11 protein-coding genes are annotated in these 11,627 nt (G+C 39.9%); 5 read left to right on the plus strand and 6 right to left on the minus strand.

Annotated features, from left to right (window positions below; all coding sequences use genetic code 11):
- The 4 genes from KCG35_RS12305 to KCG35_RS12320 form a co-directional block, all read left to right on the plus strand.
- A partial coding sequence (locus KCG35_RS12305) for a hypothetical protein (protein WP_215820001.1) occupies positions 1–402 on the plus strand: 402 nt, incomplete at its 5' end.
- On the plus strand, positions 389–901 hold the full coding sequence (locus tag KCG35_RS12310; protein ID WP_215820002.1) for a phage tail protein: 513 nt from the start codon (positions 389–391) through the stop codon (positions 899–901). The genes KCG35_RS12305 and KCG35_RS12310, both read left to right, overlap by 14 nt.
- Positions 898–1,140 (plus strand): tail protein X, encoded by a 243-nt coding sequence (locus KCG35_RS12315; protein WP_215820003.1) that lies wholly within the window; start codon positions 898–900, stop codon positions 1,138–1,140. The genes KCG35_RS12310 and KCG35_RS12315 overlap by 4 nt, the downstream gene beginning before the upstream one ends.
- The gene (locus KCG35_RS12320) at positions 1,131–2,150 is read left to right on the plus strand and encodes a phage late control D family protein (RefSeq protein ID WP_215820004.1); all 1,020 of its coding nucleotides are present in this window, start codon (positions 1,131–1,133) and stop codon (positions 2,148–2,150) included. Before KCG35_RS12315 ends, KCG35_RS12320 begins: the two co-directional genes overlap by 10 nt.
- Positions 2,151–2,218: 68 nt before the next feature.
- Here KCG35_RS12320 and KCG35_RS12325 read toward each other — a convergent pair whose 3' ends face one another.
- The 6 genes from KCG35_RS12325 to trxA form a co-directional block, all read right to left on the minus strand.
- Positions 2,219–2,596 carry a polysaccharide lyase gene (locus KCG35_RS12325; protein ID WP_215820005.1) on the minus strand — a complete coding sequence of 126 codons (378 nt, stop codon included), beginning with the start codon at positions 2,594–2,596 and terminating at the stop codon, positions 2,219–2,221.
- On the minus strand, positions 2,596–4,293 hold the full coding sequence (locus tag KCG35_RS12330) for a family 8 glycosyl hydrolase (protein WP_215820006.1): 1,698 nt from the start codon (positions 4,291–4,293) through the stop codon (positions 2,596–2,598). Before KCG35_RS12330 ends, KCG35_RS12325 begins: the two co-directional genes overlap by 1 nt.
- Before the next feature lie 524 nt (positions 4,294–4,817).
- The gene (locus KCG35_RS26950) at positions 4,818–5,552 is read right to left on the minus strand and encodes an NAD(P)H-flavin reductase (protein WP_215820007.1); all 735 of its coding nucleotides are present in this window, start codon (positions 5,550–5,552) and stop codon (positions 4,818–4,820) included.
- Positions 5,553–5,720: 168 nt separating this feature from the next.
- Positions 5,721–7,187 carry a 4-hydroxy-3-polyprenylbenzoate decarboxylase gene (gene ubiD, locus KCG35_RS12340; protein WP_215820049.1) on the minus strand — a complete coding sequence of 489 codons (1,467 nt, stop codon included), beginning with the start codon at positions 7,185–7,187 and terminating at the stop codon, positions 5,721–5,723.
- A gap of 250 nt (positions 7,188–7,437) precedes the next feature.
- Positions 7,438–8,697 carry a transcription termination factor Rho gene (gene rho, locus KCG35_RS12345; RefSeq protein ID WP_215820008.1) on the minus strand — a complete coding sequence of 420 codons (1,260 nt, stop codon included), beginning with the start codon at positions 8,695–8,697 and terminating at the stop codon, positions 7,438–7,440.
- Between the two features lie 662 nt (positions 8,698–9,359).
- Positions 9,360–9,686, minus strand: a complete 327-nt coding sequence (gene trxA, locus KCG35_RS12350) for a thioredoxin TrxA (RefSeq protein WP_027707567.1) — start codon at positions 9,684–9,686, stop codon at positions 9,360–9,362.
- Positions 9,687–9,903: 217 nt separating this feature from the next.
- Here trxA and KCG35_RS12355 point away from each other — a divergent pair, with 217 nt between their 5' ends.
- Positions 9,904–11,424: a Ppx/GppA phosphatase family protein gene (locus KCG35_RS12355; RefSeq protein WP_215820009.1), complete on the plus strand. Its 1,521-nt coding sequence runs from the start codon at positions 9,904–9,906 to the stop codon at positions 11,422–11,424.
- Positions 11,425–11,627: the final 203 nt, after the last annotated feature.

Here is an 11,627-nt window from a genome sequence, read left to right on the forward strand (position 1 = left end):
AAAGGTATTAAAGGATCCGCTTTGGTTAGTCAAAGTGTATCTGCACAGGCATCTGCAAACATGCCTCGTTGGCAAGTTAATCATAAACCATTTGATTCCTCTAATGTTATCGATTTGAACCAATATCGAGCAGCTAAAGTACAGACTGCTTATCAGTCTGATGTTGTTAAGGGTAATAATAGCAATTTAGGTATGGGGAGTGGGACTTTAACAAAACAGAATGTTAGCCCTATTAAAACGCATACAGCACAACAAAATGTTGCAGTGAATGCTCCCATTACTATAAATGCTACAGCCAATCAAAACCCTCAAGAAATTGCCATGTTAGTAAGAAAAGAGTTAGCACAACGTGAACAGCAAGCGCAGTTTAAAAAGAGAGGAGCACTCTATGATATCGGCTAAAGAACAACAAAGTATGATAATGATGACGTTATCATTGCCGGGTACACATGAGAGTTATTTCCATTTTTCAATATCAACCGCTGCCTATGATGATTTAACGATTTCAGATAACTATCGGTGGGTAACACAGGATAGAATTAGCTATTTACCCGCAACACAGTATTTAGGTCCTGGCTTAACCACAATTTCACTAAAAGGTGTAATTTATACTGAGCTTAATAAAGATAGCTATTTCTTACTGGATAGATTAAGAAATTTAGCAAGTAAAGGTAAACCTTTCGTATTAACTTCGGGTATTGGTAAGTTGCATGGATTGTATTTAGTTGAATCCATTACTGATCAGCAAAATGTATTTTTTTCTGATGGGTTACCTAGAAAGATTAGCTTCACAATTAATTTAAAACAGTTTGGAGGGGAAGTATGCCAACAATCAACAACGCAGATTCAGAAAAAAAGAGAGCAATTGGCTCAGCCAAAAAATGGAAAAAGCAGCAAATGATCTTGGCGGAACAAGCGAAACAACAAGGGAAAGTCATCTACTGGACGCAAGGGGAAGACACGGTAGATCGTATTGCCTGGAAGGTCTGTGGGCAGACAGAAGGAATAACTGAGTTGATATTTGAAGAAAATTATGGCTTGGTTAATCTTGGTGTCTATCTACCTGAAAATATACCTGTCATTATTCCTAATATCTCAAACGTTGATAAGGCTTCAGGTCAGGTTGTATTATGGCAATAAAACCCATTTATATGCTACTGGCTGATGAAAAAAATATAACGGATGTAATCAATAATAGGTTGCTTGATTTAACGATTACGGATAATGCTGGTTGGGAGTCAGATACGCTTGAACTATTATTAGATGATACTGCTCATACTATTGTATTACCTGATACTGGAGCTAAATTAAAAATATTTTTAGGTTATAGTTCCACAGAAATGGTTTTTATGGGCACATTTGTTGTTGATGAAATCGAATTATCAAGTGCTCCCAGTACTATGAAAATTTCAGCAAAAGCCGCTAATATGTCTTCATCACTTAAATCGTCTAAGACAGTCACATGGGAAGGAAAAGGCAGTAGTAGTAAACAACAATCTGTAATGTTGAAGACTATTTTTGAAAAGATTGCGAAGGACAGTAAACTTACCATCGATATAGACGATAAGTATAAAAATAAAGCGTTTTCTATTTTAAATCAACGCAATGAAAGTGACATTAATTTTCTAACACGTTTAGCGGATAGTGTGGGTGGTGTACTAAAAATTACCAATGATACAATTTGTTTAAAGCCACAAGTGACGGAACAAGGAATTATTAATTTACAACCTCAGGAAGTGAGTCAGTGGCGTGTTACTATCACTCAGCGAACATCTTACGATACAGTTGAAACTAGTTACTACGATAAGACGTCAGCTAAAAAAGTAAAAGTGACTGCTTCTAAAAAGACTAATAATAAAAGTGGTACTAACAAAAAAAGTAAAAATATTATAAAAAAGACAAAAACAGATGCTGTTTCTGCTGAGGCCGCGAAAGCGTTTGCAAAAGCGGAGTTAGAACGCTCTGCCATGGGAGAAATGCAACTTACTCTATCTTTACCCGGAAGAATGTACATTTGTGCGGAGCATCAACTGAAGCTGTCTGGCTTTCGTCTTGGTGTTAATGGAATATGGCAAATAGATACAGTTAAACATCAACTGAATAATAGTGGGTATGTGACTGAAGTCACTGCGTCATCTGTACCAGGGTAGTTTTTTCCCTGGGTAATTTTTAATGTTATTTGCCGCAAGGTGTGCGGCAAATAATTGTTTTGCTTATATTATTTAGCGGGAGGGATATATTTCCCTTGGTAGATGGAAAAATTATCAAAACGAGAGAAAACAGTTTTACTGGGTGCCCAGTTTTTATCACTGCCACCAAAAAAGGTATTAAATAGCAACTGATTTATTTCGCTATTTGAGGATTGACTGTCTCTTAATATAACAGGGCTATTTTCAATAAGTTTTTTACCATTAATATACACCTCAATTTTACCTTGCTGGTTATTGTTACTTTCTCCTACATTGACATAAAGAGAAATGCTATACCATTTACCTGGGGTAAACTGAAATGATTCGGCCATGGTTGATTCACCACAGCGTTGTTGACGATCCTGTGGGTAATAGTAGCTTCTTAATTGCCCCTCTCTTGCCCACATCAAACGTGCACTCCAGCCTTCAGTATGGCCTGTCTTACAGCCTGTACTGGACCTAAACCAGGAAGCTTTCCACCTTTAACAAATTCGAAGCCAGGTTCAAACAAAACGTCGTAATTTAGTGTGTATGCTCTAGCAGGTGGGAGACTATAGCGACTGGTAATCCGAGGTGATCCTTGTTCATTGGGATGATAGCTGATACGTAAACATTTTCCATGGTTATTGCCACAGTCATCTTTAACTTTGACCGTTTCTGACAGTTTAAGATTGAGTGGTTTTGATGAGGTGCTTTCAAAATCTTCAGTAAATACAGGTTGCTCTGGTTGTTGTTGGCTTGCTTCTGCAGGTGTCCACCAGTTACCAGAAATAAATAGCATCGCCAGTAAATTGATTGTATCGCTGTAGTAACTATCCTTTGTTTTACGCATTATGTCCCAGCCTTTGTTAACAAAAGACTGATATTGAGTATCTCCGATTGCTGCAGCGGCTGCAATCATAGGCGCTGTAAAGGCCATGGAACTATAACCTACCAATGGCGTACCATCCAAGGTGTAACCAGCCATAATACTGGATGGGTTTGAGTCTGTTGCATTGGTTATCCACTGGATAATTGGTTTTAATAAATCTCGGGATGCATCTTGATTATGATGCACTGCATCAACAGCAACACGTAATGGAAAGCGGCAGGCATTCCATGAAAAGTCATCATCCGTTTCCCCTTCGAGAAAATCAGGTGGCGCTGGTTTTGCTGACTCACCCACTATAAAGTCGGGCATGAGTCCCGTTGATTGAGAGTGGTTCTGTTGTATTTGTGTTGAAACTTTAAAAATTGTATCGACGGCTTGATTCCAGCTATCATCTTTTGTTGCTTGATAAAAAGCTCTTAAATGACCAATCATCCAGTCTGATGAGCGGGTAGACCATTGATTGGTATCCCAGTCTCCCAGCATGAGTCGTTTGGATTGTGAGTTGAGGTTACTTTTCAGGATACCTTGTTGAATGATGCGCTTTGCTTCTTTCAGGTAGTTAACTTTTCCTGTAGACCCCCACTGCTTATCCGCCAGTAGCAAAGCATAAGCGATATCAAGATCACCATCGGTTGCTGAGTTGGAGTCTTTATTGGGTGATTCTGATTCATCAATAACCCAAGACATAAGATGTGAATTACCTTTACTACGATGCTTATCGTACATGTTATACATGCCATCAAACTTATCTTGAGTTGAGTTTGTAGCATCAGCCATCAAGACTAAAATTAACATGCCATAACCGTGTGCTTCAGAAGTGGTTATTTCATTACCATCACCTCCTGTGCCCTTCATAGCTACGTAATAACCACCACCAGGTGTATTACCATTTGATGCTTTAATATAGCTTTTTTGCCACTGTTCAAAGTAGCTTTTAACCTGTTGGTTAAGTACATCTTGTTGGTGCTGACTAGGCTTGGTTAGCTTTTGAAAATTGTGCTGTTGTGGATAAGGATGTTTAACTTGATCTGGTTTGGGATCTGCAGGTGGTTCCCAATCATCAATAATAATAACGGCATCATCTGGACCTACGTCACTTGGTGCATAGTGCGTTACATCTGATTGAGATGTTGTACTAGAAAATACTGTTAGAGGCATCAAGCTAACAGTTGAGGCAACGACTACACTAAGTAGTGGGTGGCTAGGAAACTTGTGTTTTTTAATGTCATTCATACATTTACCTGTTGTTGCCAAAGGACGCGATTCTGCTAACTTCACTTAATGAATTTTTATATATACCCTTCGCTATAGGTATATTTAGCCCTCATATAGGGCATACATAGGTTTTGAGTGTTATCCTAAAGTACCTAAGGTATAAGAACGTTGCGTGAAACCTAATCAAGCGAGCAGATTGGTTCACAGACTGTGGGAAATAGTTAATAATAAAATATGCCTCACAGTAAAAATGATAATAAAATATGATTTAAAAAAACGATGAGTGTTAATGTTTTTATGAGGAAATATGTAAATAAAGTTGGTTTTTTTACATATATTTTGGAATATTGACAGGAAAGTAGTTTTATATTTAGCTATTTGTTTATAGGGTTTTTTAGCGCCAGAAAAAAGTTAATAATAAATTAAACTGCTGAATCAATTATTGAAATCGTTAATGATAGCGTGATTTAAAAATTATTTTGAAAGGGGCATTATAGAAAAGGATTTCAGCCTAGTGGTGAAATCCTGAATATATATTCTAGTTATTTTTTTCTGGGCGCATAATCAAAAACATCTGCTGCTACATGATCAGCGGTTATGCCTTCACTAATGAGTCCGTCAAATGTAGCGTAAACCATGGTGGGTGAACCGCTAATATAAAAGAAAGCGTCTTTTATACTTGCTAAGTCTTCATGAACGGCTTCTATTAGTAAGCCTGATCGGTACACTTCATCTTCAATGGCTGAGTCGCTCACAACAGGATGGAATATTATTTTATTTTCTTTCGCCCATTGTTGAGGGAGTGCTTGTAAATAAAACTGTTCTGATAATCTCGCTCCCCAGTATAAGTGCAATGGATAGGCGTGTTGTTGGATAAAACAGTGTTCCAACATGCTTTTCATTTGCGCAAAACCAGTGCCAGCAGCAATAAACACTAAAGGTTTATTGGGTCTTGTTGCTAAGTGGCAGTTGCCCAAAGGTAAAGTAATGGTTAGCGTTTTTTGTTGTTGAATATATTCAATTACCTGTTTTGAAAGCTCACTTTCAGGTAAATATTGAATATGAAGCTCAAGCTGATAATTACTGTTTTGGTATTGTTCGGGTGCACTGGCAATAGACAAAGGACATTGTTGCTGATTCGGTAGCTGAACCATTAAATACTGGCCAGCATAAAAAAGAGGCAATTGCTCAGTAGCTTGTTGGAGACGAACGCGAAAAATATTGTTAGGGAGACGATCGATACTGTAGATGTTCACTTCTAAGGTTTTTGTAGTCACTGCTGGCGCTCCACAATTATAATTTCACAAGCTATACCCTTCGCAAATCAATTTTATGGTTTGTTGTCTGCGTTCTTCACCTCAGCCACTTATTAATATAAGCTCCTGAGGCTTCATCACTTGACGGTCGCCCCTAAAAATCCTTCGCTGTGGGTATATTTATTGTTGTTACATTATATTTAATTGATCCCATAGCTCATCAACACGCTGTTTGACTGATTCAGTCATCACAATTGGTTTTCCCCATTCTCGGTTTGTTTCGCCAGGCCATTTGTTGGTGGCATCCATCCCTACTTTAGAACCTAAACCAGAAATTGGCGATGCAAAGTCAAGGTAATCGATGGGGGTATGATCAACAAATGTCATGTCTCGCTGTGGGTCCATACGTGTTGTCATTGCCCATATAACATCTTGCCAGTTTCGGGCATCGATATCATCATCAGTGACAATGACAAACTTGGTATACATAAATTGTCGTAGGAATGACCAGACACCCAGCATGATTCTTTTGGCATGACCTGGATATTGTTTTTTTATCGTTACAACAGCAAGGCGGTATGAGCAGCCTTCAGGAGGTAAATAAAAGTCAACAATTTCTGGAAACTGTTTTTGTAATATTGGTACAAAAACTTCGTTAAGTGCAACGCCCAATATCGCGGGTTCATCAGGAGGCCGACCAGTATAGGTGCTATGGTAAATAGGGTTTTTACGATGGGTTATGCATTCTACGGTAAAAACAGGAAAGTTATCGACTTCATTATAGTAGCCTGTATGATCTCCGTAGGGCCCTTCGGGAGCAAACTCGTCAGGGTAAATATAGCCCTCAAGAACAATTTCGGCACTGGCTGGTACTTGTAAGTCAGAGGTATGGCATTTCACAAGCTCCGTTTTACAGCCTCGAAGCAAACCTGCAAATGCATACTCACTTAGGGTATCAGGGACTGGGGTGACAGCACCTAAAATGGTTGCTGGGTCAGCACCTAGTGCAACTGCGACAGGAAAGGGTTTTCCTGGTTTAACACTTTGCCACTCTTGATAGTCAATAGCGCCACCTCGGTGCGATAACCAGCGCATGATGAGTTTATTACGACTCAGCAGTTGCATCCGATATATGCCTAAATTATAGCGAGGCTTATGTGGGCCTTGGGTGATCACCAGCGGCCAGGTAACTAAAGGGGCAACATCTCCTGGCCAGCATGTTTGAATGGGTAATGAAGTTAGATCAACATCCGATGCTTCAAAAATTTCCTGTTGGCAAGGGGCATTTCGAATCTGCTTAGGACTCATATTCATAACTTGCTTGAAAATAGGTAATTTTTCCCAAGCATCTTTCATTCCTTTGGGTGGTTCTGGTTCCTTCAAGTAAGCCAGCAGTTGGCCTATTTCTCGTAAGTGGGAAACAGACTCTGCGCCCATACCATAAGCAACTCGCTCAGGTGTGCCAAAAAGATTTGCTAATAACGGAATTGAAGAACCCTTCGGTGATTCAAACAAAAGAGCTGGGCCTTGTTGGCGTAGGGTTCGATCAGCAATTTCGGTGATTTCTAAATAGGGATCAATAGGGTGCTTAATGCGCTTGAGCTCACCCTTTTTTTCCAACTGTTTTATAAAGTCGCGTAAATCTTTGTATTTCATTGGAGTCCAAAATGCCTCATTCAGACCAGCATTATAGCTAGCCATGAATTATGACAAAAGGGACGGTTTGTAAGGGAATTATTTATGTATACTTATTACTCTAAATTTATAGCATAATTATTGGGCTAATAATGGATTTTAGCTAAACACAAAGCGCCAGTGACTTTATTTTTAGCCCAAAACCACCTACTAAAGCAGCAGGTGGTTATCATTGATGGATGAGTAACTAAATACACTAAATGAGGAGTATTTATTTCCGCTTCATAGATTGGAAAAACTCTTCGTTTGTTCGTGAATCTTTCATTCTGTCAGCGAGGAATTCAATCGCGGCAATTTCATCCATAGGGTGAAGTATTTTCCGCAGAATCCACATACGCTGTAACTCTTCTTCCGTGGTGAGTAAGTCTTCACGACGGGTGCCTGAGCGAGTAATGTTAATAGCAGGGAAAACACGTTTTTCAGCAATGCGCCGGTCAAGATGCAGTTCCATATTACCAGTACCTTTAAACTCCTCGTAAATGACTTCGTCCATTTTAGAACCCGTATCTACCAGGGCCGTCGCAATAATAGTTAAACTGCCGCCTTCTTCAATATTACGTGCAGCACCAAAGAACCGCTTTGGTCTTTCCAGTGCATGGGCATCAACACCACCTGTAAGTACTTTACCTGATGAAGGAATCACAGTGTTGTAGGCTCGAGCAAGACGGGTGATGGAGTCTAAAAGAATGACAACATCTTTTTTATGCTCCACAAGTCGTTTGGCTTTTTCAATAACCATTTCTGCCACTTGTACGTGACGAGAAGGGGGTTCATCGAATGTACTTGCAACAACTTCGCCTCGTACAGAACGCGCCATTTCTGTGACTTCCTCTGGACGTTCGTCAATGAGGAGTACAATAAGGTGGCATTCTGGGTTATTACGTGAAACGTTGGATGCAATATTTTGTAGCATTAATGTTTTACCGGCTTTAGGCGGAGAAACAATTAAGCCACGTTGTCCTTTCCCAACGGGTGCAACTAAATCAATGATACGCGCTGTTAAATCTTCAGTGGAGCCATTACCAGCTTCCATTAACAGGCGTTCTTGTGGAAATAGTGGCGTTAAATTTTCAAATAATATTTTATTTTTTGCATTTTCTGGTTTGCCAAAGTTAATTTCATTAACTTTCAGCAGGGCAAAATAGCGCTCGCCATCTTTGGGGGGACGTATCTTGCCTGCAATCGTATCGCCTGTACGAAGATTGAAACGGCGAATTTGGCTAGGTGATACGTAGATATCGTCAGGGCCTGCTAAATAAGAACTATCAGCAGAGCGGAGAAAGCCAAAGCCATCTTGCAATATTTCAAGTACACCATCGCCATAAATATCTTCACCACTACGGGCGTGACGCTTCAGTATTGAAAAAATTACATCCTGTTTCCGGGATCTGGCTAAGTTGTCGAGTCCCATTTGACTTGCAATTTCCAGCAATTCTGGGACGGGTTTTTGCTTTAATTCGGTAAGATTCATAGCGGGTTATGAAATAACAATGAAAGGTATACTAAGTTGCTGTAGTGATAGCAGAAACCAAGGTATGTATTTGGTAATTACTAATTCGGTAAGTGTTGTTTGAATCGAGTATTCTATATTTCGCTTGTACAACTATCTCGTACAGTTCGTTTTCTGATCGCACTATTGCTTGTAAATTAGTTTTTGTAAAGTAATTTGTGTTTTTGAAGTTCTATTTTTTCAGTAGTTCTTTGTTTTACAACAAAACATTAGCTTCTGCAGTTAACTAACGTAACTAAATTACAGCATAACTTAATTACAGATTACAGTATAACAATAGATAGCGTATTACGAGAAAATCTCAACTACAAGTAACACATGAGGTTGGTATTTCTTGTTATGAGACTGTTTACTTCGATACAGCTGACGTACCAACACCTTAAAGGGTAGTCCTACAAGGAACCAACAGCTGAATTACTGTAATAAGAATAGCTTCCTGCACTCAATTAGGCTAGTCTGCATAATCTATCACTGATAATAGATTCAGTCTACTCCTAAGTCCAGAAAAAAATAGGAATATGCTATAAACGTTGTATGAGTCACTATTAGTCGAGTGTGTGTGAGTCTGTTTAGGGAAACAGTGCAGGCTATGCTGCACTGAACTGACAAGAAGCATCACACAATTAGATGTTGCTATCAAGAAAAGCAGTTAGTTGAGATTTTGATAAAGCCCCTACTTTTGTTGCTTCAACATTACCATTTTTGAAAAGCATCAACGTGGGTATACCGCGTACGCCGTACTTAGGTGGTGTTTTTTCGTTCTTGTCAATATCCATCTTACAAATAGTCAGTTTGCCTGCATACTCTTCTGCAATTGCATCTAATACAGGAGCAATCATTTTACAGGGACCACACCACTCAGCCCAATAGTCAACCAGCACAGGTCCTTCTGCGTTGAGGACGTCCTGATCAAATGAGTCATCAGTTACATGCTTGATATGTTCGCTCATGTCGCAGTTTCTCCAAGATATATTCCAAAAAGAAAATGGGGCCTATGATAGCACTCTGTTCCTTAAGCAAACAATTCGCTAAGATGACCCATTAAATTGCAGTAATATGATACTGACTTGTTGTTATTTGTTATTAATTTGTCGTACTTGTTATTGACTTGGTGAATTTTAGACACTCACCCAGATAATAACAAAAATTAGCCAATTTGGACTGCTGATGACCGATAGCATATCCCGCTCCGAACATAATGACCAGTCCCTGATCGCAGCAATTGATCTAGGTTCAAACAGTTTTCACATGATCGTTGCGAGGCAGGAAGGCGATGAAATAAGACCCATTGAGCGTTTGGGTGAAAAAGTTCAGTTAGCAGCAGGGTTAGATGATCATGGTGTACTCAGTTCTGATGCTATGGATCGAGGCTTAGCGTGTTTAAGCCGGTTTGCACAGTATGTCAGAGGTTTACCCGCGCACCGAATAAGAGTGGTAGGCACAAATGCACTACGTATGGCGACTAATGCTGAGGAATTTCTCTCGGCTGCTGAGAAAGTGTTAGGCCATGCCGTTGATGTTATTGCGGGGCGGGAAGAGGCTCGGTTAATTTTTCAAGGTGTTGCACATACTATGGCTGGCCAAGATGAAGCACGCTTAGTGATTGACGTTGGTGGAGGAAGTACAGAGTTTGCTATTGGAAAAGGGTTTAATACAACACTCTTAGAAAGTCTTCACATGGGGTGTGTGGTATACACTAAACGTTTTTTTCCTCAAGGTGTCATTAGCGCCCAAAATTTTCAGGCTGCTTACTATGCGGCCCGATTGGAGCTACTTAATATAATAGAAGGTTGTCAGCAGTCAGGCTGGTCGGTAGCAATAGGTTCATCAGGTACGGTAAAGTCGATTGCCTTTGTTTTGCAAGGATTAGGCATGACTCGCTCAGGTATTACGTTAGAAGGGCTAGAACACCTTCGACGACAGGTAATAGCTGTAGGGAGTGTAGATAAACTCAACTTATCAGGACTTAAGCCTGATCGTGTTGGGATTTTTCCAGCAGGGCTTGCTATATTGATGGCTGTTTTTGAAGCATTTCAAATACCCAAAATGGCATACTCCGATGGCGCCTTAAGAGAGGGGCTTTTGTATGACATGTTGGGTCGCTTTCATCATGTTGATGTACGTAACCGAACGGTCCAGGCGTTAATGCGGCGCTATCATGTGGACACCAAACATGCTAAGCGTGTGAGTAAGCATGCGCTCAAGTGCTTTGATCAAGTAGATAAAGTGTGGCTTTTAGAACAGGAAGATAGACAGTTGCTTGAATGGGCAGCCCAGCTGCATGAAATTGGCTTGGATATTTCTCATGCGCAATTTCATAAGCATGGTGCTTATATCCTAAAGCATGCTGACCTGTTGGGGTTTTCTCAAGATGATCAATTACGTTTAGCAATGTTAGTTCGCTGTCATCGACGAGCACTGCCTGAAGACGCATTTGTTGATTTTGTACCGGGAATAGCAACCCGTATGTTTAAGCTTGCTATTTTGTTAAGGATTGCCATTTTACTCAATCATGTTCGGGATGATGAGCTATTGCCAGAGTATCGTCTGGATGCCACCACTTCTGGTACGGCATTAAGTTTATCGCTAAGAGCAGGGTGGTTGTCTGAGCATCCTCTAACGCAGGCGGACTTTGAACAAGAACAAGCGTATTTGGCAAAGACAGGTTTTAGTTTTTCTGTGCAATAAACTGGGCTCCTCTGTGCTGTGTTTCCTTGCTCTGACAAAAAAATTACTACTTTTAGAGGTGCCCAATAGATTATTTGCAACGTTCAGAAATAATGGTTCTGTCATTGATATTAGAGGTTTTATAACGTTAGATATTTTTTCTAATAATGTTTAGCACAAAGTGCACGTCTGAAAAATAGCTAATTTTGACGTGCACTTTAGAT

It is taken from the genome of Zooshikella harenae, from assembly GCF_018837975.1.
GTDB lineage: Bacteria > Pseudomonadota > Gammaproteobacteria > Pseudomonadales > Zooshikellaceae > Zooshikella > Zooshikella harenae.

Coding starts and splice junctions, on each gene's coding strand:
- KCG35_RS12310 (WP_215820002.1), top strand. CDS start 389: ATGATATCGGCTAAAGAACAACAAAGTATGATAATGATGACGTTATCA.
- KCG35_RS12315 (WP_215820003.1), top strand. CDS start 898: ATGATCTTGGCGGAACAAGCGAAACAACAAGGGAAAGTCATCTACTGG.
- KCG35_RS12320 (WP_215820004.1), top strand. CDS start 1,131: ATGGCAATAAAACCCATTTATATGCTACTGGCTGATGAAAAAAATATA.
- KCG35_RS12325 (WP_215820005.1), bottom strand. CDS start 2,596: ATGTGGGCAAGAGAGGGGCAATTAAGAAGCTACTATTACCCACAGGAT.
- KCG35_RS12330 (WP_215820006.1), bottom strand. CDS start 4,293: ATGAATGACATTAAAAAACACAAGTTTCCTAGCCACCCACTACTTAGT.
- ubiD (WP_215820049.1), bottom strand. CDS start 7,187: ATGAAATACAAAGATTTACGCGACTTTATAAAACAGTTGGAAAAAAAG.
- rho (WP_215820008.1), bottom strand. CDS start 8,697: ATGAATCTTACCGAATTAAAGCAAAAACCCGTCCCAGAATTGCTGGAA.
- trxA (WP_027707567.1), bottom strand. CDS start 9,686: ATGAGCGAACATATCAAGCATGTAACTGATGACTCATTTGATCAGGAC.
- KCG35_RS12355 (WP_215820009.1), top strand. CDS start 9,904: ATGACCGATAGCATATCCCGCTCCGAACATAATGACCAGTCCCTGATC.